The organism is Ruegeria sp. CE6, from assembly GCF_056537485.1.
In genome coordinates, this window is sequence record NZ_JBQFRR010000002.1 from 157017 (window position 1) to 179783 (window position 22767).

A 22767-nucleotide genomic window follows, 5' to 3' on the forward strand; every position below is an offset into this window, starting at 1 on the left:
TCCTTGAAAAGGCAGGGTAATGCTGCAAATTGATTCCTGGAAGCGGGTTCTGATCTGGTCGGTCTGTGTGATCGGTCTGTTCCTTGCCCTGCCGAATGCGTTTTATACGCGCGTAGAACAATCTAACGATGCCAAGGCTGCGATTGAGCTGGGCATTGATACACCTGAAATGCAGGCCGAGGCCGCGCAATGGCCGAACTGGCTGCCGTCGTCCCTAGTCAATCTCGGGCTCGACTTGCGCGGCGGCGCGCATTTGCTTGCCGAGGTCAAGGTTGATGATGTCTACGAATCCCGGATGGAGGCGATGTGGCCCGAAATCCGCGACGCGCTGCGTGATGAACGCGCGACGGTCGGCACGATCCGTCGTCAGGATTCGGCGCCTGACGAGATTCGCGTGCGCATCAGCCAACCCGAGGGCATGTCCCGCGCATTAGAGGTTGTGCGCGGTCTGGCCCGACAGGTGCAGACGCTGACCGGGGCAGGGGCAACAGATATAGAGGCCCGCGCTGAGGGGGACACTATCGTTGTCCAACTGTCCGAGGCCGAAAAGCTTGCTTCGGATGATCGTACTGTGCGCCAGTCCCTTGAGATCATCCGCCGTCGGATCGACGAGGTTGGCACACGCGAACCAACTATCCAGCGCCAGGGCGCTGATCGTATCCTTATTCAGGTGCCCGGTATCGGCAGCGCTGGGGAGCTCAAAGAGATTATCGGCACGACGGCACAGTTGACATTCAATCCTGTCGTTGGACGCGGGACTGACCCGGATGCAATTCCGGGCGTTGGTGAGAAGCTTGTGCCTTCGATCGATGAAGATGGTGTGTATTACACTCTGGATGCCGCACCCGTCGTGACCGGTGAAGAATTGGTCGACGCGCAGCCATCCTTCGACCAGAACGGCCGCCCTGCGGTCAGCTTTCGGTTCAACACCTCTGGAGCGCGCAAATTCGGCGATTACACGCTGGAAAACATTGGCGCACCCTTTGCTATCGTCCTGGATGACGAGGTGATCTCGGCCCCTGTAATCCAAAGCCATATCCCAGGTGGTTCGGGCATCATCACTGGCAATTTCACGGTTGAGGAAAGCACCAATTTGGCCGTCCTTCTTCGCGCAGGTGCCTTGCCTGCAGGTCTGGATTTCCTAGAAGAGCGCACCATCGGCCCTGAGCTGGGTCAGGACAGTATCGACGCAGGTAAGGTCGCGACAATCGTGGCTTTTGTCGCCGTGTTGGTATTTATGGCTCTCAGCTACGGCCTGTTCGGCATCTTCGCCAATGTTGCGCTGATCCTGAACGTGGGGCTTTTGTTTGGCCTGCTCTCACTGATCGGCGCCACGCTGACCTTGCCCGGGATCGCGGGTATCGTGCTGACCGTCGGCATGGCAGTTGACGCCAACGTGCTGATCTTCGAGCGTATCCGCGAAGAGCTGAAATCTGCCAAAGGTCCGGCGCGTGCCATCGAGCTGGGATACGAAAAAGCGCTTTCGGCCATTCTGGACGCAAACGTGACCACATTCATTACCGCAACCATCCTGTTTGCCATGGGCAGTGGTCCCGTGCGCGGCTTCTCCATTACGCTTGGTCTGGGTATTCTGACCTCGGTCTTCACCGCGATCTTTGTGACGCGTCTGATGATCGTGATGTGGTTCGAACGCCGCCGTCCGAAAACGATCGAGGTTTGACATGAGACTGAAACTCGTACCCCAAAACACCTCGTTCGATTTCTTTAGCCGTTGGAAGGTCTGGCTGGGCATCTCGGGTTTGATGATGGTGATCGCATTCACGTCATTCCTGCTGCAAGGGCTGAACTTCGGCATCGACTTTCGCGGCGGCACCACGATCCGGACCCAAAGCGCGCAAGAGATCGACGTCGGCGCCTATCGCGACGCCATCGCGCCGCTTGAGCTTGGCGATGTGACTATCACCGAGATTTTTGATCCCACCTTTGGTGAGGATGAAAACGTCGCGATGATCCGCATTCAGGCACAGGACGGAGCCGAAGCTGTGGCGGCCGCAACCGTCACAGCCGTCGAAGAAGCGCTGACCGTCGCCGCGCCGGATATCCAGTTCGTCTCGGTAGAATCGGTTGGCCCCAAGGTTTCGGGTGAGTTGATCCAGACCGCGGTCATTGCGGTCGCCTTGGCGATTGGCGCAGTGCTTGTCTATATCTGGCTTAGGTTCGAATGGCAGTTCGCACTCGGGGCGGTCGCCGCGTTGGTGCATGACGTGATCCTGACCATCGGCATCTTCTCGGAACTACAAATCCGTTTTGACCTGGCGATCATCGCCGCTCTACTGACTATCGTCGGCTATTCGCTGAACGACACCGTGGTCGTCTTCGACCGGGTTCGCGAAAACCTGCGGAAGTACAAGAAGAAAGACCTCAAAGAGGTGCTGAACATCTCGATCAACGAAACGCTCAGCCGGACGGTGATGACCTCTGTGACCACGCTGCTGGCGCTGATCTCGCTCTATGTACTGGGCGGAGACGTGATCCGAGGCTTTGTCTTCGCGATGATCTGGGGCGTGATCGTCGGGACCTATTCGTCGGTCTTCGTGGCCTCGACCATCCTGCTGTGGCTGGGGGTCAAGCGCGACTGGTCGAAGCCGTCGAATACGGCGGGCAACCAGTTTGCCAACATTGATGCCTGAGTATTTCGGCCAGACCCCAACCGGTCTGGCCGTTATTATTTTCGCCGCCTTTGTTGGGGGCATCGTGCGCGGGTTCTCCGGCTTTGGGACGGCCCTGATCTTCCTGCCCATCGCCAGCCCGTATCTTGGCCCCTTCGGTGCCATCATCGCGCTGACGGTCATGGACATATTTGGCCCGATCCCGAACCTGCGCCGCGCATGGACGGTTGTTGACAAGGCAGATCTGATGCGCCTTTTGGTCGGGTGCGCGCTACTTCTACCGGTTGGCTTATGGCTGCTGACCCGGACCGATCCCGAAGTGTTTCGCTATATCGTCAGCCTGATTTCATTGTCGATGCTGGCCGTTCTGATTTTTGGTCTGCGCTACCGGGGAGCGGTATCGCGTGGCATGGTTGCTGCGATCGGCGGGGCTGCAGGGCTACTTGGCGGGGTAGCCGGGATACCGGGGCCTGCCGTCATCCTGTTTTATATGTCACGGCCCTTACCGGTTGAGATCATCCGCGCGACGATCCTGCTGTTCCTGTTTGCTTTCGATTTGCTGATCCTCGGATATCTTGGCGGGATGGGGCGTCTTTCGATCGCGAGCATCGGATTGGGCCTTGCGCTTGCGGTTCCCAACATCGCGGGCAACTGGCTGGGGGGCTGGATGTTCCGACCCGAGTACGAGAACATCTACCGCGCCGCAGCCTATCTGGTGATTGCAACAGCGGCCTTGTCCGGCCTGCCGTTTTGGGGCTAGAACCCTGCACATGCGCCTGAACGAGATCACATATACAAACGCTCAGCCGGTTGATGGCTATGGCCCCGGGTTCTTTCGGATAGGCGGGGAAGTTCATGATGGGGCAGTCCTGACCGGCCCCACCGGTACATCGGCTTGGGCGGGTTACTCCGACGCCCAGACCCTGCTGGCCTTGTCCGAACACGTCGATGTTCTGTTCATCGGTACGGGCAAAGAACTGACCCACATCCCAGCCGACTTGCGCACCACATTGGAAGAGGCAGGTCTGGGTGTCGAAATCATGAACTCTCCGGCGGCCTGCCGCACCTACAACGTGCTGCTTTCCGAAGGCCGCCGCATTGCGCTTGCGCTGATCCCGGTCTGAGGATCTGTTCTTGCTCTGGCTAAAAATATCCCGGGGAGTGTGAGGGGCTGGCCCCTCACTGCGATCCAACCGGCCGCTCTGCGGCAATTCCGACCTTTTGCCCACACGCACAATCCGCTAAGCGGGCTTCATGACTTTAAAGGTAACCGATCTGGCCATCGCACGCGGCGGAGTTCCCGTGCTCGAAGGGCTGAGCTTCTCGCTTGAGGCAGGAAGGGCACTGATCCTGCGGGGGCCGAATGGAATCGGAAAGACAACATTACTGCGTACGCTTGCGGGCCTGCAACCGCCACTGGCAGGGCAAATCGACGGGGCAGAAGACCAGATCGCATACGCGTCCCATTCCGACGGGTTAAAACCGACCCTGACCGTTGTCGAAAACCTCAACTTCTGGGCGTCGGTCTTTGGCACCCGTGATATCCAGCACGCCCTTGATGCGTTTGAACTGAACGAGTTGGCTGACCGCCATGCGGGCAACCTTTCGGCGGGGCAGAAACGGCGTCTGGGATTGGCGCGTATGTTGGTTACTGGCCGCCCGATCTGGATGCTGGACGAGCCGACGGTCTCGCTGGATCGTCACGCCGTGCAGATGTTTGCGGATGCCGTGCGCGCGCATCTGGGGCAGGGTGGTTCGGCCCTGATTGCGACCCATATTGATCTTGGATTGGACGGAGAGGTTCTGGACGTTGGCCCCAACAAGGCCAAGCCCAAGCCCATCGACGATTTCGACGGAGGTTTCTTGTGATCGCCTTATTGCTGCGTGATCTAAAATTGTCCTTCCGTGCGGGGGGTGGCTTTGGTCTCGGTCTTGCTTTCTTCCTGATCGTCACCGTTCTGGTGCCATTCTCGGTTGGCCCGCAATCTTCGCTGCTTTCGACCATCGCACCGGGTGTTCTTTGGCTGGGCGCGCTTTTGGCGTGTCTGCTGTCACTTGATCGCCTTCTGGCGCTGGATTGGGAAGACGGCTCGCTTGATCTGCTCGCGACCGCGCCGCTTCCGTTGGAATCAGTTGTTACCGTCAAAGCGCTAGCCCATTGGCTAACCACCGGATTGCCGCTGGTTCTGGCCGCGCCGTTCCTAGGCGTGTTGCTAAACCTGCCTGTACCCGGGTTTTCGTGGCTAGTGATCTCACTGCTCCTCGGTACTCCGGCGATGAGCGTTATCGGCACCTTTGGCGCGGCCCTTACTGTTGGTCTAAAACGGGGCGGTCTGCTACTGTCGCTTCTGGTTTTGCCGCTCTACGTGCCGACTTTGATTTTCGGAGCCGAGGTCGCCCGACGCGGTGCGACAGGCATGGAGACGCAAACGCCCCTGCTAATGCTGGCAGGGATTACCGCCGCAACGGTCGCACTTTTACCCTTTGCCAGCGCAGCGGTACTGCGCATCAATCTTAGGTGATGGCCACAAAGCTTGACTGAGGTCAATTGAGAACCACGCCGACTCGGACTAGATAGAGCCCATGACAATCGCAGCCAAAGCCAATGCCCTTTGGGAATACGCCAACCCGCGTAAGTTCCTCGCGACCAGCGAACGGGTCCTTCCGTTCTTCTGGATCAGCTCAGGTCTTTGTCTGGTCGTCGGATTGATCTGGGGCTTTTTCTTCACCCCGGATGACTACAAGCAAGGCTCGACCGTAAAGATCATCTACCTGCATGTACCTGCCGCGTTGATGGCGATCAATTGCTGGCTGATGATGCTGGCAACTTCGCTGGTCTGGTTGGTGCGTCGCCACCATGTCAGTGCGCTGGCTGCCCGCGCCGCTGCGCCCATCGGCATCGTGATGACGCTGATCGCATTGGCCACCGGAGCGATCTGGGGGCAGCCTATGTGGGGGACATGGTGGGCCTGGGACCCGCGCCTGACATCGTTCCTGATCCTGTTCCTGTTCTATCTAGGTTATGTCGCGCTTTGGGAAGCGATCGAAGATCCGGATACAGCGGCGGACCTGACCTCGGTCCTTTGCCTCGTGGGCTCGGTCTTTGCGTTCCTCAGCCGGTATGCCGTGAATTTCTGGAATCAGGGGCTGCATCAGGGGGCTTCGGTGATGCGCGCCGGGGCGATCACAGGCACGGATACTGAAGAGAAGGTAAGCAATATCTACTTCTATCCACTGCTGCTTTGCATCATCGGCTTTGTACTGCTGTTCATTGCGCTGGTCTTCTATCGTACGGGCACAGAAATTCGCGCCCGCCGGACCAAGGCGCTTATGGCGCGTGAAAGGGTGAGCGGATGATCCCTGATCTTGGAAAATATGCCGATACCGTCTTGTGGTCCTATGTCGTATCAATCGGACTTCTGATCGCATTGGTGGGTTGCAGCGTGATCCGGGGCCGTAAGGTACGGGCCGAGATGGAGAAGGTTGAACAAAGGATGTCACGCAATGGCTAAGATTTCGCCCCTGATGATCGCGCCTCCGCTGATTTTCGGCGCCTTCGCTGTGCTCGCGGGCATCGGCATGTTCCGTGACGATCCCAACGCCTTGCCCTCAGCGCGCGAGGGTCAGCCAGCGCCGCCGGTTGTACTGACCGAGTTCGCGGGCAAACCGGGCTTCGATGATGCCACACTGCGTGATGGCGAGGTCAAGCTGGTCAACTACTGGGCCAGTTGGTGTGCACCATGCCGCGTCGAACACCCCAATCTGCAGGCTCTGTCTGACGAGGGTATCCCCGTCTATGGTATCAACTACAAGGACCAACTGGACAACGCCGAAGGATTTCTTGCCGAACTGGGCGATCCCTATGCCGGTATCGGTCGGGATGAACAGGGCCGAATGGGGCTGGACTGGGGCGTCTACGGTGTGCCCGAAACCTATGTGATCGACGGTGAGGGCACGATCATCCTGCGCTGGGCTGGTCCGGTCACTCAGCGGGTGATCGAAAGCACGATCCGCCCAGCACTTGAGAAAGCCGCAGGTGGCTCATAAGCGATAGCCACCGGTGACGCCCAGAACCTCACCAGTGATGAAGGATGCGGCATCGGACGCCAGAAACCTGACGACTTTGGCGATATCCTCGGGCTTTCCCGCGCGACCTAAAGCGGTTTCGTTGACAAACAGCGCGGTCAACTCCTCAGACCGGGGCGCTTCGGGGATGTTGATCGCACCCGGCGCGACTGCATTAACGCGTATCCCCTTTGGCCCAAGCTCCTTTGCCATGGCGTGGGTCCATAGATTCAGGGCGGCCTTGCTTGCCCCATAGGTCACCGCATCCCGAGGCGGCAAGACCGCGTTCATGGATGAGATATTGACGATTGAGGCGTCGCGTTTCAGATGTGGTAGCGCAGCAGCCAACAATGCGGCGGGGGCCAGCAGGTTCAAATCCAGAATGGCGCGGTGGTCCTCGACCCGAAATTCCTCTTTGGGGGTAGATTTCACAAGGCCGGCATTGTTGACGATCACATCCAGCCTTCCAAACCTCTCGATCACCTGCGAAATCACGATAGCCGGCTGGTCGGGCGCAGATAGATCGGAGCGTATGGCCAGAACATCCCCACCCAGTAGCTCGGGCGTGGGTTTGCTCGACAACCAAGTAAACGCGACGCGGTGATCACGGCTGAGGTCTTCGACGATTGCACGCCCAATTCCGCGTGCACCGCCGGTTATCAATGCGACTTTGTCCATAATCGTAGGAAATCGGTAAAATGGCCGGGATTCAAGCCGTTACTTACGGACCAAAATCCAGATCATCGCGCCGATGAATGCAAAAGTGGTCAGATTCATAAGCGTATCCGTCAGATCACCGATCAGCATGGCTCAGCCCCTCTTCTCGTAGCCCTCGGAACAGGCAGACCATCAGCAGAACCGAGATGAACACAAAGGGCAGCGCCCCGAGTGAGATCAGGACTTTGACCGATTCCACCGAGCCCGACAGGATCATCGCGACACTCAACAAGCCCAGCAATGCACCCCAGATCAGCCGCACGCGCGGGGGCGGGTTTTCATCCCCCTGGGACGAGAATGTACCCAGCACAAAGGCCGCGCTTACAACGCTGGTTACGATGAACAGAAACGCCGCTGCTACGGTTGCAAGTATTGTGATCTGCGATAAGGGCAAACGGTCGAGCAGGGCGAAGGTCACACGCTCGATGTTTGTTTGCGTATAGGCCAGCAGTTCTCCGGCACCGTTGAGCGCCTCGAACAGACCGATGCCGCCGAAGGCACCGAACCAAAGGATCGAGAACAGTGTGGGCGCAAAGAGTACTCCGATCACGAATTCCCGGATCGTGCGACCGCGAGAGATACGCGCGACAAACACACCAACAAAAGGTCCCCAGGCGATCCACCAGACCATATAGGTGAGGGTCCAGTCGCTGAACCATTTGGTGACGTCATCGCCGAAGAAGGTGAAGGTCTGAAAGCCCCGAGGGATGACATTGGTGACGTAATCGCCGAACCCTTGAACCACAGTGTTCAACAGATACTCTGTAGGCCCGAGGACCACTGTGTAGGCCACAAGGCAGATCGCGATCAGCATTGCCGCATTCGACAAGCGCGCCATGCCTTGGCCAAGGTCGATCAACAGAGCAGGGATGTAGGCTGCGACCATCGCCAGGAAAACAACGCCGATCAGAAGGGCACCAACCGTTTCCCGGCCACCCAGAACCGCAATCCCGTCCGCAACCTGGAACACGCCCATGGCCATTGAACCGCCAACACCGATAGAGATTGCAACAATGGCCATGAAATCCGACAGCCACCCGACCCGCTCGGCCCAGCGTTCGCCGGGAAACAGGCTTTTGATCGGGGCGCTGACCATCATGCCTGTCCCGCGCCGAAAGCTGAAATAAGCGATGGTCAGCGCGGTCGAACCGTAAATCGCCCAGGCGTGCAGGCCCCAATGGAAGTTTGTTGCCAGCATGGCCTGCTGCGCGGCGACATAGTCGGGTGCCATGCCCGAGATGAAGTTGAAATGGGTCAGGGGCTCGGCGACCGCCCAGAACAGCAGTCCAACGCCCATTCCTGCGGAGAACAGCATTGAGATCCAGGTGGCGGTCGAGAACTCGGGCTCTTCATCATCCCGGCCCAGACGGATTTTGCCATAGGGTGAAAAGGCCAGAACCAAACACCCGATCAACATGCCTGAGGCCGCGAGCATCACGAACCAACCGCGACTGTGGAAGGTTTGTTGCACGATGCTGTTGGCCCAAGTCACCAAGCTTTCGATATCGACGACGCCCCAGATCCCGATCACGGCGATGACGCTAAGCGAGCAAACCAGTAGGGCGTTGGGCTTTTTCATGGTGATGGAATTCCGAAGACTGTCTTGCCCAACAGTTTCAGATTTTTGAATAAATGGCCAGAAAACAAAACCCCCGGCGCAGGGCCGGGGGCTGAGGTTGGATATCAACCTGCTGATTTATGACGCTTTTGCGAGATTGCGCAGCACGTATTGCAGCACACCGCCGTTTTCGATGTATTCGATCTCGGGCGCGGTATCGATGCGGCACTTCAGGGTGATCGTCTTTTCGGTACCATCTCCGTAAATGATGGTGCAGGGCACTTCCTGCAGGGGCTCAACCGAATCCAACCCGTGGATCGAAACGGTCTCATCACCCTTCAGACCCAGTGTCTTGCGGGTATCACCATCGGTGAATTCGAATGGTATGACGCCCATGCCTACCAGGTTTGAACGGTGGATGCGCTCAAAGCTTTCGGCGATCACTGCCTTGACGCCAAGCAGAGCTGTGCCCTTGGCCGCCCAGTCGCGTGACGAACCTGCACCGTACTGTTCGCCGCCAAAGACGACCAGCGGGGTGCCTTGCTCCTGATAGGCCATCGATGCTTCGTAGACCGAGGTTTGTTCACCATCCGGGCCTTTTGTATAACCGCCTTCAACGCCATCCAGCATCTCGTTCTTAACGCGGATATTAGCGAAGGTGCCGCGCATCATGATCTCGTGGTTGCCACGGCGTGAGCCATACGAGTTGAATTCGCGCGGCTGAACCTGACGATCCGTCAGATACTTCCCGGCAGGTGTCGTTGTCGCAAACGAACCGGCGGGCGAGATATGGTCGGTGGTGATCATGTCGCCCAGGATCAGCAGAACCTTTGCACCATCGATATTCGAGATCGTGCCCGGCTCAGGCCCCATGCCTTGGAAATAGGGAGGGTTTTGAATGTAGGTTGACGTCGGTGGCCAATCATAGGTTTCCTGTTGCGGAACCTCGACATCCTGCCATTTCTCGTCGCCTTTGAATACATCGGCATATTTCGACTGGAACGCCTCGCGGGTCACGGTTGCCTCAACCAATTCGGCGATTTCGCTTTGGGTTGGCCAGATGTCTTTCATGTAGACATCGTTGCCAGCCTGATCTTGTCCAATCGGTTCCGAAGTCAGGTCGATGTCCAACGTACCAGCCAAGGCATAAACCACTACCAGCGGCGGTGAAGCCAGATAGTTGGCGCGAACGTCGGGCGAGATCCGGCCTTCGAAGTTGCGGTTGCCTGAAAGTACCGAAGTGGCAACAAGATCGCCTTCGGCAATCGCTTCGCTGATTTCCCTTTGGATCGGACCCGAGTTGCCAATACAGGTGGTGCAGCCATAGCCAACAAGGTTGAAGCCGATCTTGTCCAGATCTTCCTGCAGACCCGCAGCCTCCAAGTAGGCGGACACAACCTGCGAGCCGGGCGCCAATGAGGTCTTTACCCACGGTTTGCGATCCAATCCCAGCGCGGCGGCTTTACGTGCAACGAGGCCCGCGCCGATCATCACATACGGGTTCGACGTGTTGGTGCAGGAGGTGATCGAGGCGATCACGACTTTGCCCGATTCCATGCCGTAGTTTTCGCCTTTGACCTCTATTTGTTTGCCCATCGGGCGTTTGAAGGTCTCGGCCATTTCCTTGGTGAATGCGGCCTTGGCGTCGGTTAGTGCGACATAATCCTGCGGCCGTTTCGGGCCCGAGATCGCAGGAACAATTGTGCCCATATCCAGCGACAGAGTGTCGGTGTAGATCGGCGCGTAATCGGCATCGCGCCAGAAGCCGTTTTCCTTGGCGTAGGCCTCGACCAATGCGATGCGGTCTTCGTCGCGTCCAGTATTGCGCATATAGCGCAAGGTCTCGCCGTCAATCGGGAAGAAACCACAGGTCGCGCCGTATTCGGGGGCCATGTTGGCGATGGTTGCGCGATCGGCCAAGGGCAAGCGGTCCAGACCTTCGCCGTAGAATTCAACGAATTTACCAACCACGCCTTTCTCGCGTAGCATCTCGACGACTTTCAGGACAAGGTCAGTTCCCGTTGTGCCTTCGACCATCGAACCGGTCAGTTCAAAACCCACAACCTCGGGGATCAGCATCGAGATCGGTTGACCCAGCATCGCTGCCTCGGCCTCGATCCCACCAACGCCCCAGCCCAGAACGGCCATGCCGTTGACCATGGTGGTGTGGCTGTCAGTACCAACAAGTGTATCGGGATAGGCGACTTCTTCGCCGCTTTGGTCCGTGTCTGTCCAGACGGTCTGCGCCAGATATTCCAAGTTTACTTGGTGGCAGATACCGGTGCCGGGAGGCACGACGCGGAAATTGTTGAACGCGTTCTGACCCCATTTCAGGAACTGATAGCGTTCCATGTTGCGCTCATATTCGCGGTCCACGTTCATCTGAAACGCGCGTGGGTTGCCGAACTCATCAATCATGACCGAGTGGTCGATGACCAGATCGACCGGGTTCAGCGGGTTGATCTTTTGCGCGTCCCCACCAAGGCCCTTGATGCCGTCGCGCATCGCTGCCAGATCCACCACGGCCGGAACTCCGGTAAAGTCTTGCATCAGAACCCGGGCAGGGCGATAGGCAATCTCACGTGGGTTCTTGCCACCGTTGGCACCCCATTCGGCAAAGGCTTTGATGTCATCGACGGAAACCGAGAACCCGTCATCTTCGAACCGCAGCATGTTTTCCAGAACCACTTTCAGCGCGGCAGGCAGATTCGAAAAATCGCCTAAGCCTGCTTCTTGCGCGGCTGGAATCGAATAATAGGAAATGGATTTGCCATTCACGTTCAGGCTGCGGCGTGTCTTGGCGGTGTCCTGTCCGACCTTGATGGGCATCTGTGGCCTCCCTCTCAAATGACTTGGAATACGGGCTTCGCTAAGGGTTATCTGCATTACCACACCAGTTGTTTCAAGGTGCAACGGGCAGTTTGGGTGGTTTTTTGTATACCATTGCACACATTTTGTCGAAAGCTTGTGTCTGAGGTCTCAAGAAACCTTGATTGGCAGTTTATTCGGTTCCGACTTAAACCTTTCAGGCAATCATCCTCTATCGAGAGAAAACATGCTCAGATCAGTCGCTGCGACCGCGTTTGTTTCACTCTTTCTTGCTGCCCCGGCTCAGGCGCAGGATGATCCGGTGGTGGTCGAACTGTTCACCTCGCAGGGGTGCTCGTCCTGCCCGCCAGCGGACCGGATCATGCATGAATTGGCCAAGCGGGATGATGTAATCGGTCTGGCGTTGCATGTGGATTACTGGGACTACATTGGCTGGAAAGATGAATACGCCAATCCCGACCACACCGATCGTCAGCGCGCCTATGCACGTGAAGGCGGGCGGACGATGATCTACACGCCGCAGATGGTTGTGAATGGGCAGCAGGATGTGGTTGGGGCCAAGTCAATTGAACTGAACCGGCTAATCGATGCACACCTGACTGCGCCGCCGGAGGCCGAGGTCAGTGCCACGCGTACCGCGAACGAAGTATCCATGAATGTCGTTCCGATCGAGTTACCAGACGACGAAACCTATGATGTTCGGATTGTGCAGTATTCGCCGATGCGTCGCACCTCGATCCGGCGTGGCGAATTGGCCGGACATGATCTGGATTATGCAAACGTGGTCGAGAATTGGCAGATTGCCGGTCGCTGGGATGGCCAAACACCGCAGAGTTTCACCGCAACATTGTCATCGGAATTGCCTGCCGTTGTTCTGATCCAGCGCAGTGGCCATGGTCCGATCGTGGCCGCAGCGCGGGTTAAGTGATCAGGGCATATCCTTTGGCTGGACCCCCAGTCCCCTCCAGGACTTCCAGCGCCGATGAATCCAGAACCATTGTCCCATGTGCTGACGCACCATCGCTTCCAGGTCGTCATTGGTGAACTGGGTCATGGTTTTGGCATCAGTATGCGGGACCGGGTCGTGTAGGACGATCTCAAAATCGATCCCGTTGGGTTGGCGCACTGCATAGCAGGGGATCAGCACAGCCTTGTATTTGATCGCAAGTTCCGCGTTCAGTACCGAGGTGACGGCGGGTTTGCCGAAAAAGGTCAGCTCCTCACCACCATGCGCATGCAGGTCGGATACAATGGCAATGATGCCTCCGCTTTTCAGTGAACGGACCATTTCGACCATACCTCGGCGGCCCTGTTCGAACATGGGCGACCCGGTCTGATAGAATGCCTCGACATACATGTCGTTGAAATATGGATTTGCCATGCGGCGATAGAGGCTGCCGATGGGTTTACCGCTACGCGCCTGCAGCGCGACCCGCGCGGCCAGATAGTGCCCGAAATGCGCAGTGATCATCATCACTGGACGCCCTTCCGCCACGGCGGCATCAAATGCTTCGACACCCGAGCCCGATACTTTGGCCTTGCTTTGTCGCTCGATGAAACCGTCGGCTGAAAAATGCTCCATGATCGCGCGCCCGGCATTGTCAGGCACGGCGCGGCAGATGCGTTTGACCTCGGCCTCGGGCAGGTCTGGGCAGGTGAGTTTCAGGTTGCGGCGCACGCGGGTTCGAAACCCGACAATAGGGGCAAGCCAGCGCACAATCGCGCCCATCGCTCCGATGCGGCGCTCATATGGCAGCAGACGCATGCCGCGGATTACGCCGGTCAGAAACAGGTTGGCGACGTAGTATTTTCCAAGCTCAAATCGGCTTAGTTCCGACTTTTCGACGGGCATGGGGAGAGACACCTGAGCGTTGTGAACTGCGCGACGAGACATACAGTCCTCATCGTGCGATCACAAGTAGCCGCGCTTTGCCGGACTATTCTGCATTCTCCTCTGCCTCGACCAGTGCGATCGCGCCCTCGTCCAAAAGCGCGCGGATGGCTGCAACGATCTGCGACATCGCATCTTCACTGTCGGATTGTTTGACCTTGCCACGTTCGGCCATTTCTTCCCGTAAGTTTTCCGCCATGCGAGAGGACAAGTTGGCTAGGAAGAACTCGACCGTGGCGAGGTCTTCGTCGCTATTGGCTCCGGCCAACGCCGTGATGAGAACGGGTTGATCCACACCGCGCAGAATCGCTGGAACATCGCGGGGTTCGATGCGCGAGGGCACATGCGAAAAGATGAAGATCGATTGCCGGACGGTATCGGCAAAATCGGAGTCTTCTTCGTCCAGCGCGGTCAGCAAACCATCACGCGTCGCCGCGGCCGACTGGTTGAGGATCGCGCCCACACGCTCACCCGGCCCATCCCGAAAGGCGGGCTCGGGGCGTTGATCCAGCTGAGCGGCCAAGGACCATCCGATCCGCTCTACCGCCTCGGGCGTCACGTTGGCCGTTTTCGATACAGCATAGGTTATCCGTCGCGCTGTGGGGCCGGGCAGGTGGCCCAACAACTGGGCAGCCTTGGCGGTTTCGAGTTTCGACAGCATAACGGCGGCGACTTCTGTGCTTTCAGCTTTGGCCATCTCGGCCAGATCTTCTGAGGGTACTTCGCGCAAACGCTGCCATGGGTCACCGATCTGCCTCACGCCAGCTACCTTGCGCAGCCGGGCGGCGGTGGCTGGGGCGATCTTGCCGTTCACCGCGTCCAGAGCACCGGCTAGCCCATGGGGAAATGCAAGCCCTACGCCATCCAGCGCATCGGCAAATTCCTGCGCGACGGCGGCCAGCGTTACCCGGTCAACCAACCCCATCTGTCCAAGTTGGTGGGTAAGTTGTTCCTGCAGTGAATCGGGAAGCTCTTCCAACGGGATATCCGCCCCCTCGTTCAGCAGCAGCCGAACCACAACCGCGGCTTTCTCTCGGTTGCTGAGGGCGCGCGGCACAACACGTGGCGCATCATCGTCCTGTTCAACGACCGGGGGTTGCGCGCCCGGCGTCATCTGCACCATTAGTTTCGTGTCCTGCATCTGCCTGCAATGCCTCATTCGCGTTGCAGGCAGAATATAGAGAGTCGGGTAAAGAAACCCTGAAACTCAGTAGCTATATGTCAGCCCTGTTCTGATCGCTTCGCGCAGCGATGTCTCAGCCCATGTGCCTTCGCCACCACGCGCCTTGATCTCGCGCCATTGTGCGATGGCCAACTCGGTCTTGCCCTCTGTAACAAATCCCTGGCCCATGTAGCTGCGGGCGAGGATGTTGTCGGGGTTGGATTCAATTGCTTTCTGGTAAAATGCGTCAGCCAGTTTCAGCTCACCCATCTTGCGATAGGTGAACCCCCAATAGGTCTGCACCCGATCATCATCTTGATCCATGATACGCAGAATGCCCTGAGCATTTTCGTACTGCCCGTCGTAAGCCAACTCGCGCACGGCATCATACAGCTGGTCTTCAGTGAAATTTGTCTTGTTGGGTTTGACGCAGCGCCCGGCTGCCTCGTCATAGACGCGGCCAAACAGGCATTTCTTGGTGGTGTTGGTGGGCTTGGGCGGGCTGCTGTCCCCACCACCCGCAGCAATGGCCATGGGCGCGAAGGTAAAGGCCTGAAGAGCGATGGCCGAGGCTAGTACAAGACGCATTTTCCTACTCCGTTGTCAAAGAGACTTGTTACAATCATAGCTTGATCTTCAAAAAAGCTAACGATTGACTGATCGCTTTTATTCACAAGCAGGAAATAAAAATGTCAGCTATTGACGATTTTCATGCAGCTTTGGCTTTCGCTGTCCCAAATTGTGCCTTCAGCACAGGACTGGGTTTGCTTGGTGTTACCGTTACAGGCAAATCCGGCGGTGCCCGCACAGATAAGAGCAATTGCGCATAGAGCAGTTCGTAGCATCGAGTTTTCCTTTCGCGGAAACTGTGCCAACAGATTAACCGATTTTTGCCAATCTGGCAAAGACACAAGGCCCGGCTGCATTGAGCAAGCCGGGCCAAGTTTTTAGCACTGTTTGAGTTTGAATTATTCGCCGAATACGCGGGCGAAAATCGTATCTACATGTTTGGTATGGTAGCCGAGATCGAATTTCTCTTCGATTTCTTTCGGGCTCAGCGCGGCGGTGACATCGGCGTCGGCCAACAGTTCCTCTTTGAAGTCGGTGCGATGCTCCCAGACTTTCAGCGCGTTGCGCTGAACCATGGCATAGGCATCCTCGCGGCTTACACCTGCTTGGGTCAACGCCAACAGCACTCGTTGGCTCATGACAAGACCGGGGAACTTGTTCATGTTCTCGATCATGTTCTCGGGGAAGATCAGCATCTTGTCGATTACACCGGTCAATCGCGCGAGTGCAAAGTCCAGCGTGATAGTGGCATCCGGCCCGATCATGCGTTCGACCGAGGAATGCGAGATATCGCGCTCGTGCCACAGCGCCACGTTCTCCATCGCCGGGATCACGGCCGCACGCACCATGCGCGCAAGACCGGTCAGGTTCTCGGTCAGCACCGGGTTCTTCTTGTGCGGCATCGCGGATGAGCCTTTCTGACCCATCGAGAAGAACTCGGCCCCCTCCAGTACTTCGGTACGCTGCATGTGGCGGATTTCGATAGCGATGTTTTCGATGCTGCTGGCGATAACACCCAGTGTGGCGAAGAATGCGGCGTGACGGTCGCGGGGAATGACCTGCGTGCTGATCGGTTCAGGCACCAGACCCAGCTTGTCGCAGACATGCTCTTCAACCTGCGGGTCGATATTCGCAAACGTCCCGACCGCGCCGCTGATCGCTCCGGTGGCGATTTCCGCGCGGGCATCGCGCATCCGGGACAAGTTGCGGTCCATCTCGGCATAGAAGCGGGCAAAGGTCAGGCCCATCGTGGTGGGTTCGGCATGGATACCGTGGCTGCGACCGATGCGAACGGTGTCTTTGTGCTCGATCGCGCGGCGTTTCAGGGCAGCCAACAGACCTTCGAGGTCTGCAATCAGCAGGTCGGCGGCGCGGGTCAGTTGCACATTGAAGCAAGTGTCCAGCACGTCCGAGGAGGTCATGCCCTGATGCACGAAACGAGCTTCCTCGCTACCCACATGTTCGGCCAGATGGGTCAGGAAGGCGATGACGTCGTGTTTGGTGACGGCTTCGATCTCGTCGATACGGGCGACATCAAACTCCACATCCTTGGCTTTCCACACGGCCTCGGCGTTTTCACGCGGGATCACGCCTAGATCGGCCATGGCGTCGCAGGCGTGCGCCTCGATCTCGTACCAAATGCGGAACTTGCTCTCGGGTGACCAGATGGCGACCATATCGGGGCGTGAATAGCGGGGAATCATTGGCGGCAGCACCTTTTTATGATTGGGATGAGGCGTTGGCGCGGGGTTTAGCCGCGCATTGACCAAGGAACAAGGCGCGAGTGCTGGGATGAGACGGTTTGCCCTGATTTTATTGCTTTGGCCCGGATTTGTGGCCGCCGACGAGTTTCAGCAACTGACGGGTGATGAGATTCTGATGGCGCTTGCTGGCAAGAGGCTCGACTATGGCGAGGGGATCACCCAGACCTTCGATAGCAATATGCAAACGCAGTACTTTTCAGGCCGCCCAAGTTCGGGACGATGGGCCGTTCGTGATGATCGCTATTGCTCGGTCTGGCCGCCTTCGGATTTCTGGGCTTGTTATGATGTTGAGCAAAGCGGTGAAACCATCCGGTTTGTGGATGATTCAGGCAATACAACTGACGGAATCTATTTGAAGTGAGCCTGCCCAGAAATATTTATGATTTCCAGGGCGTTTGGGACCTGAGCCGCCTCATCCGGGACGAGCGTGCAGGCCAGATCATTCAGGCCGAGGGTAAGGCAGAGCTTCGGCAAGATACCCAAGGGTTGGTCTATGATGAGACGGTCACGCTGCGTGTTCCGGGGCAGCCTGCAATGACGGGAACGCGTCGATACCTTTGGCGCGACGCCGGTGATCGGATCGCTATCCATTTTGATGATGATCGGTTTTTTCACGCACTTAAACTTGGCCAAACCCGCGTCAAGGATCATCACGATTGCCCGCCGGACAGCTATGATGCAGACTATGATTTCTCGGGATGGCCGCGCTGGACAGTCCGCTGGACTGTATCAGGACCGCGAAAATCCTATGAAATGGAGACCAAATACGCGCTGCGATAGCGTAATCATCTTGCAGCAACGGCCCGGAACGGGCATTGCTGCATGTGCAAATAAGTCCGAATGTGGAGAAATGAGATGAACGCAAACGTACTGGCCAATGCTTTTGGCCCGCGTGAGGGGACGGCGCTGCGCGTCAAGCAGGTGGCTCTGGTTGCCCTGGGTATCGTTGCTCTGGCTGTTGCAGCCAAAATCAAAGTGCCGATGTGGCCGGTTCCGATCACCATGGGCACATTCGCCGTTCTGACCATCGGCACCGCCTATGGCGCGCGCCTTGGCCTGATCACGATGCTGGGTTACCTGCTGGTTGGTGCTCTGGGCTTTGACGTGTTTGCGGGTTCCTCGGCCGAAAAATTCGGCCTGACCTACATGATGGGTGGCACCGGTGGCTATCTGGTCGGTTACCTGATGGCGACCATTCTGCTGGGCGCACTGGCCGCGCGCGGCTGGGATCGTTCGGTCGGCAAGCTGGCGCTGGCGCTGGTGCTGGCCAATGTCCTGATCTATGTGCCGGGCCTGCTGTGGCTGGGTCAGCTGTATGGCTGGGACAAGCCGATCCTGGAATGGGGTCTGACACCGTTCCTGCTGGGTGACGCAATCAAGCTGGCGCTGGCCGCTCTGCTGATCCCTGGCCTGTGGAAGCTGCTGGGCGACGCACGCACCTGATAGCGCGCTCTTGCGCAAGACACACCCGCGTTCGGAGCTTTCCGGACGCGGGTTTTTTATTGTCTGCAGAACAGGATACTGGACAAAGTCAAACTGCATGGGCAACCTGACATCAGAAAACTGATCAGGTTATTGAGATATGCGTATTTTGTTAAGCTTGGCGCTTGCTGCAAGTGCCGTGACTTGGTTGGCTGTAACGCCTGTGCAAGCTGACACACCGGTGACCTACACCGATGAAGGGCGCGCCCTGTTCCGCTTTGAGGTTCCCGACTTTTGGGCATTGCGTACCGGTGGCCCGCGTGAAATCGAGGATACCAATCTGGGCGATGCCCGTGCGGTTTCGCGCGTCATGGGGATCAGACCGGTGACCGACGATAATGTCTGGATGGGCTTCGTCTCACCATCACGGGTTTCCAGCATTCAGGGCGGGCTGAGCTATCTTGAGGATATCGACAAATTCCTCGTCAAGGACCCGACGGTGACCAGCACCAGTGATACAAGGATTGGCGGGCGGCCTGCTTATGTCATTCGCGGCACCGGCAATCGGGATGGGCGGGGTGTGAATTTTACCGCCACCGTGATTGACCTGCCGCGTGACCGTGTTGCGATTGGGGTTGCGATCCTGCGTGACGGGGCCGACCCGTCTTATGTTGATGCCTTGAACGCCGTTTTCGCGTCGTTCCGGTCTTTGCAGTAAGGAGGCTCGGATGACTCGCAAACTGTTAAAACGGTCTGTTCTGGCGCTGGGGTTGGGTACTGCAACGTTTACATTGTCCGCCTGCGATGGCGTGTCCGTCGGGGTAGGGTATGGCGTTGGGTATGACCCGTTCTACGACTCGATGCTGTGGAATGATTACTACCACGACCGTAACGTGAATGTAGATGTTGACATAAACCGCCCAGACCGGCCTGACCGCCCCGATCGACCGGTTCGTCCGAACCCTCCACCGCGGCCAAAGCCACCGATCGCCAAACCGCCGTCGCGTCCGCATCCCCCGGTGGCGCGTCCTCCGACGGCACGGCCACCAATTCACCGACCCTCACCGAGGCGCCGTTAGAAAAAGGGGGCAAAAGCCCCCTTCAATCATTATCATAAGCTGACAAAGGTGGTTTTCAGTCCAGCAGCTCAGTCGTGATATGGGCCGAGCCTTCAAGGGTTCGGTGCACGGGACATTTATCTGCGATCTCCAATAGCTTAGCACGTTGCGCGGCATCCAGCGGCCCTTGTAGCCGTATCTTGCGGCGGAACTGATCGACCTTGCCATCGCTGGCCAGTCCGGCGTCCTGCGCGTGTACCTTGTCGTGGCAGACATCGACGGTGATACCTGTCAGCGGCCATTTCTTGCGCCGCGCATACATGCGAATGGTCATCGAGGTACAGGCGCCCAATCCCGAGGACACAAATCCATAAGGGGACATGCCTCGGTCCGTTCCTCCGTACGAAGCGGGCTCGTCAGCGACCGAATGGTGGCGCGGGCCGGACTGGATGTCTTGCAGGAACCCTGCCGGGTCTGCCTCGGTCACACGTACCACCCCCTCCGGGGCGCCGGGTGGCGGTGCGGGAGGGCAAAGTTTGACGTATCGAGAAACCCAAGCCGCAATGACATCCGCCGCATAGTCTGCATCTGCCGCACGCGTGATCAGATGGTCGGCATCGTCGAGCGTGACAAAACTTTTGGGATGTTTCGCGGCCAGAAAGATGGTGCTGGCGTTGTCGATGCTTACGGTTTCGTCGCGCGGCGCGTGCAGGATGAGCAGGGCCGCCTTGAGTTCGGCGATGGCAGGGCTAAGCGCGGCCTCGGAGATGTCATCGACAAAAGCCTTGCCTATGCGGAACGGGCGACCGCCAAGCGAAACCTCTGCGCTGCCTTGCGCCTGAATCTCGGGCAGGGCGGCCTCGAAATGGTGTGATACGTGGCCCGGGTCAGCAGGCGCACCCAATGTGACGACCGCCTTGACCGACGGTATGCCAGCGCGTGCGCGCAGTACCGCAGCGCCACCAAGTGAATGGCCAATCAGCAGGGCGGGGGCCATGTTGCGGCCGGACAGGTAGTGCGCTGCAGCGATCAGATCTTCGACATTTGAGGTGAATGTCGTATTCGCAAACTCTCCATCCGAGTGGCCAAGGCCTGTAAAATCAAACCTGAGCACGGCGATGCCCATCGCCGCCAAACGCGCCGAAATGCGCCGTGCGGCAGGTATGTCCTTAGAGCAGGTAAAGCAATGCGCAAACAAAGCCGTTGCCAGTACCGGCCCGTCCGGCAGATCAAGGCGCGCGGCCAATTGGCTGCCGTCGTGACCGGCGAAAGTAATGCGTTCGGTGGGCATGATGAATCCTTGGTGGTCCGGGTTTCGACAATACTGTGTGCTGTGTGCGGTTCTCTCAACCCTTGTGTCAGTGGCGTAACGGGAAGGTGAGGGGGAGAGACCACATAGCCCTTGGCGCGTCGCATCAATGCATTGTTGGGGTTGGTTTTTGAATATCAAAAAATGTGATGATAATTCGGATAAACATTCATTTTACTTATTTTTACTTGGACCCCAACTTGCAATCATCCTTCTTATCCAAAGCAGAGGTCAAAATGGCACATACAACATCTGCACCGCTAAGCCCGACACTCCACGCCGGAGTTCTGTTGGCAATTCTCGTGACTGGTGCAATTGGTTTTGCACTGGGACAAAGCTGGCCGCTGACCAATACGTCTGAGGACACGCCAACTCTCATCGCGCCTGAGGATTGGCACGGTAATGTCAGACGGTCCCACTGGTCGAACTAGGCCATAGCGCTTAGCCAGACCCCATCAACTGTGCGTCGAACGGATACTTCGTTAGGTTTTCATAGCCGTCTTCAGTGATCAGAACCTGATCTTCCAGCTTGATCGAGAAATCGCCGCCAACCTCGCCAACTGCCGCTTCGACGCACAACACCATTCCGGGTTCAAGTGGATAATCATAGGATCCCTCGACCGCCTTGTCGGGATAGGCTACCAAGGGCCATTCATCGCACAATCCAACTCCATGCATCAGGCAGCCGTATTTCTGTGCCTGAAACTTGTCATCCAGCCGATGGGCATTCGCAGTTAGTTCCGGGATCATGACGCCGGGCTTCAGCATTTCCATATTGGTCATGATATGCTCATGCGCGTGCTGCATGGCATAGATCATGTCGGGGCGCGGTTTTTGATCGCCGATCCACCAGGTTCGTGAGATGTCGACGCAAATGCCGTAAGACCCGATCAGGTCGGTATCGAACGCGATGATTTCATTTTGCCTCGTGATGCGCGGGCCGCATTCCTGAAACCAGGGATTGGTGCGCTGGCCCGAGGCAAGCAAGCGGGTCTCGATCCATTCACCACCGCGCCGGATGTTTTCAGCATGTAGCACTGCCCAAATGTCATCCTCGGATGTCTTCCCGTCTCCGACATTGACACGTGCGAAGCGCTCCATTTCGGCCACTGCGGTCTCGCAGGCGTGGCTGGCGCAGCGCATGGCGAGGATTTCGTCTGGGCCTTTGATGGCACGGGTTTTCTCGGTAAGCTCTTCGCCCTCCATCACCTCGAACCCCTGAGCCTCAAGCGCGCGCAGGCCGTGCAGCATGATCTTGTCGACACCCAGCCGCATGTTGCCGCCGCCGTGTTCTTCGATCAGGGCGCGCACCTCGTTTGAGAACACATCTGCGGCAACGTCAATCTTGTCGCCCCGGTCGAAATAGAACAGATCAGCGCCCGAGCGCTGCTCGCGCACCAGCGGGTTGAATTTCGACAAGAACGGAGAGTTCTTGTAGTCCCAGATCACCATATACCCGTCAGCGCAAACCAGAACGGCCCGGAACGGGTTATGGGTATTCCAGAGCTGCATGTTGGTGCTGTCAGTCGCATAGCGGATATTCAGGGGGTCAAACAGCAGGATCCCGCCCCAATCGCGCTGCACGATGGCCTGAGTGAGGCGTTTCCAGCGGTATTTACGCATCTGTTCTAGTTTGGGCAGGCTAAGCCCGGCAGCGGCCCATTCGTCGAAGGCAAGCTGTGTCGGTCCGATCTCGATCCTGTCATTGTCGTTCGGTGTCCCGTCCCCGAGGGTGGCGCCCCGGGTCGGGTCAATCTTACGGGTGTCACGATATGGTGTGTTCACGGTTGGAC

The 22767-nt window shown here is 57.7% G+C and carries 25 protein-coding genes; 16 read left to right on the forward strand and 9 right to left on the reverse strand.

The features are described from left to right. The first annotated feature begins 19 nt into the window (after window positions 1-19). From secD to ACR0DK_RS09255, 9 genes are all read left to right on the forward strand, one after another. Window positions 20-1681, forward strand: coding sequence for a protein translocase subunit SecD (gene secD / locus ACR0DK_RS09215; protein WP_170597971.1), 1662 nt, complete (start codon window positions 20-22; stop codon window positions 1679-1681). Window position 1682: 1 nt separating this feature from the next. Beyond that, window positions 1683-2651 (forward strand): protein translocase subunit SecF, encoded by a 969-nt coding sequence (gene secF, locus ACR0DK_RS09220; RefSeq protein ID WP_170396385.1) that lies wholly within the window; start codon window positions 1683-1685, stop codon window positions 2649-2651. After that, a complete protein-coding gene (locus tag ACR0DK_RS09225) occupies window positions 2644-3390 on the forward strand; it encodes a TSUP family transporter (protein WP_480735848.1) in 747 nt (248 codons plus the stop codon). Before secF ends, ACR0DK_RS09225 begins: the two co-directional genes overlap by 8 nt. A 10-nt stretch (window positions 3391-3400) precedes the next feature. Beyond that, window positions 3401-3754 (forward strand): Mth938-like domain-containing protein, encoded by a 354-nt coding sequence (locus ACR0DK_RS09230; protein WP_170626639.1) that lies wholly within the window; start codon window positions 3401-3403, stop codon window positions 3752-3754. A 130-nt stretch (window positions 3755-3884) separates the two neighbouring features. Further along, window positions 3885-4499 (forward strand): heme ABC exporter ATP-binding protein CcmA, encoded by a 615-nt coding sequence (ccmA, locus tag ACR0DK_RS09235; protein WP_170396391.1) that lies wholly within the window; start codon window positions 3885-3887, stop codon window positions 4497-4499. Then, a complete protein-coding gene (gene ccmB, locus ACR0DK_RS09240; RefSeq protein WP_480735850.1) occupies window positions 4496-5152 on the forward strand; it encodes a heme exporter protein CcmB in 657 nt (218 codons plus the stop codon). Before ccmA ends, ccmB begins: the two co-directional genes overlap by 4 nt. Before the next feature lie 61 nt (window positions 5153-5213). After that, a complete protein-coding gene (locus ACR0DK_RS09245) occupies window positions 5214-5987 on the forward strand; it encodes a heme ABC transporter permease (protein WP_170396395.1) in 774 nt (257 codons plus the stop codon). Next, on the forward strand, window positions 5984-6142 hold the full coding sequence (ccmD, locus tag ACR0DK_RS09250; protein ID WP_480735853.1) for a heme exporter protein CcmD: 159 nt from the start codon (window positions 5984-5986) through the stop codon (window positions 6140-6142). The genes ACR0DK_RS09245 and ccmD overlap by 4 nt, the downstream gene beginning before the upstream one ends. Beyond that, a complete protein-coding gene (locus tag ACR0DK_RS09255) occupies window positions 6135-6677 on the forward strand; it encodes a DsbE family thiol:disulfide interchange protein (protein WP_170396396.1) in 543 nt (180 codons plus the stop codon). Before ccmD ends, ACR0DK_RS09255 begins: the two co-directional genes overlap by 8 nt. Here the strand turns inward: ACR0DK_RS09255 and ACR0DK_RS09260 are convergent. From ACR0DK_RS09260 to acnA, 3 genes are all read right to left on the reverse strand, one after another. Further along, a complete protein-coding gene (locus ACR0DK_RS09260; RefSeq protein WP_480735854.1) occupies window positions 6672-7373 on the reverse strand; it encodes an SDR family NAD(P)-dependent oxidoreductase in 702 nt (233 codons plus the stop codon). The two genes, ACR0DK_RS09255 and ACR0DK_RS09260, sit on opposite strands and share 6 nt — an antisense overlap. A gap of 115 nt (window positions 7374-7488) precedes the next feature. Then, window positions 7489-8991: a BCCT family transporter gene (locus ACR0DK_RS09265; protein ID WP_170403204.1), complete on the reverse strand. Its 1503-nt coding sequence runs from the start codon at window positions 8989-8991 to the stop codon at window positions 7489-7491. A 117-nt stretch (window positions 8992-9108) separates the two neighbouring features. Continuing rightward, the gene (gene acnA / locus ACR0DK_RS09270) at window positions 9109-11799 is read right to left on the reverse strand and encodes an aconitate hydratase AcnA (protein WP_480735856.1); all 2691 of its coding nucleotides are present in this window, start codon (window positions 11797-11799) and stop codon (window positions 9109-9111) included. A 226-nt stretch (window positions 11800-12025) separates the two neighbouring features. Between acnA and ACR0DK_RS09275 the strand changes: the two genes are divergently transcribed. Continuing rightward, window positions 12026-12727, forward strand: a complete 702-nt coding sequence (locus ACR0DK_RS09275) for a DUF1223 domain-containing protein (RefSeq protein ID WP_170396404.1) — start codon at window positions 12026-12028, stop codon at window positions 12725-12727. Here ACR0DK_RS09275 and ACR0DK_RS09280 read toward each other — a convergent pair whose 3' ends face one another. The 4 genes from ACR0DK_RS09280 to purB all read right to left on the reverse strand — a co-directional run bounded on the left by ACR0DK_RS09280 (window position 12728) and on the right by purB (window position 17125). After that, window positions 12728-13651 (reverse strand): lysophospholipid acyltransferase family protein, encoded by a 924-nt coding sequence (locus ACR0DK_RS09280; protein ID WP_170396406.1) that lies wholly within the window; start codon window positions 13649-13651, stop codon window positions 12728-12730. An 85-nt stretch (window positions 13652-13736) separates the two neighbouring features. Beyond that, window positions 13737-14831: a flagellar motor switch protein FliG gene (locus ACR0DK_RS09285; RefSeq protein WP_480735859.1), complete on the reverse strand. Its 1095-nt coding sequence runs from the start codon at window positions 14829-14831 to the stop codon at window positions 13737-13739. A gap of 66 nt (window positions 14832-14897) precedes the next feature. Further along, entirely contained in the window at window positions 14898-15440 is a 543-nt protein-coding gene (locus tag ACR0DK_RS09290) for a tetratricopeptide repeat protein (protein ID WP_170663706.1), read from the reverse strand. Window positions 15441-15820: 380 nt separating this feature from the next. Beyond that, on the reverse strand, window positions 15821-17125 hold the full coding sequence (gene purB, locus ACR0DK_RS09295) for an adenylosuccinate lyase (RefSeq protein ID WP_170396410.1): 1305 nt from the start codon (window positions 17123-17125) through the stop codon (window positions 15821-15823). An 88-nt stretch (window positions 17126-17213) separates the two neighbouring features. On the opposite strand from purB, the gene ACR0DK_RS09300 reads away from it, so the two are divergent. From ACR0DK_RS09300 to ACR0DK_RS09320, 5 genes are all read left to right on the forward strand, one after another. After that, complete coding sequence (locus ACR0DK_RS09300; protein ID WP_480735862.1) at window positions 17214-17546, forward strand: hypothetical protein; 333 nt, start codon at window positions 17214-17216, stop codon at window positions 17544-17546. Further along, the gene (locus ACR0DK_RS09305) at window positions 17543-17965 is read left to right on the forward strand and encodes a DUF6314 family protein (protein WP_170422260.1); all 423 of its coding nucleotides are present in this window, start codon (window positions 17543-17545) and stop codon (window positions 17963-17965) included. The genes ACR0DK_RS09300 and ACR0DK_RS09305 overlap by 4 nt, the downstream gene beginning before the upstream one ends. A 75-nt stretch (window positions 17966-18040) precedes the next feature. Then, window positions 18041-18628: a biotin transporter BioY gene (locus tag ACR0DK_RS09310; protein ID WP_010442062.1), complete on the forward strand. Its 588-nt coding sequence runs from the start codon at window positions 18041-18043 to the stop codon at window positions 18626-18628. 139 nt (window positions 18629-18767) lie between these two features. Further along, window positions 18768-19325, forward strand: coding sequence for a hypothetical protein (locus ACR0DK_RS09315; protein ID WP_480735864.1), 558 nt, complete (start codon window positions 18768-18770; stop codon window positions 19323-19325). A 10-nt stretch (window positions 19326-19335) separates the two neighbouring features. Beyond that, the gene (locus tag ACR0DK_RS09320; protein ID WP_170403183.1) at window positions 19336-19686 is read left to right on the forward strand and encodes a hypothetical protein; all 351 of its coding nucleotides are present in this window, start codon (window positions 19336-19338) and stop codon (window positions 19684-19686) included. A gap of 55 nt (window positions 19687-19741) precedes the next feature. Here ACR0DK_RS09320 and ACR0DK_RS09325 read toward each other — a convergent pair whose 3' ends face one another. Next, window positions 19742-20956, reverse strand: a complete 1215-nt coding sequence (locus ACR0DK_RS09325; protein WP_480735867.1) for a bifunctional alpha/beta hydrolase/OsmC family protein — start codon at window positions 20954-20956, stop codon at window positions 19742-19744. Between the two features lie 254 nt (window positions 20957-21210). Between ACR0DK_RS09325 and ACR0DK_RS09330 the strand changes: the two genes are divergently transcribed. Then, window positions 21211-21405: a hypothetical protein gene (locus ACR0DK_RS09330; RefSeq protein ID WP_223117882.1), complete on the forward strand. Its 195-nt coding sequence runs from the start codon at window positions 21211-21213 to the stop codon at window positions 21403-21405. Between the two features lie 10 nt (window positions 21406-21415). Here ACR0DK_RS09330 and dddP read toward each other — a convergent pair whose 3' ends face one another. After that, window positions 21416-22759 carry a dimethylsulfonioproprionate lyase DddP gene (gene dddP / locus ACR0DK_RS09335; RefSeq protein ID WP_170626646.1) on the reverse strand — a complete coding sequence of 448 codons (1344 nt, stop codon included), beginning with the start codon at window positions 22757-22759 and terminating at the stop codon, window positions 21416-21418. Window positions 22760-22767 lie beyond the last annotated feature (8 nt).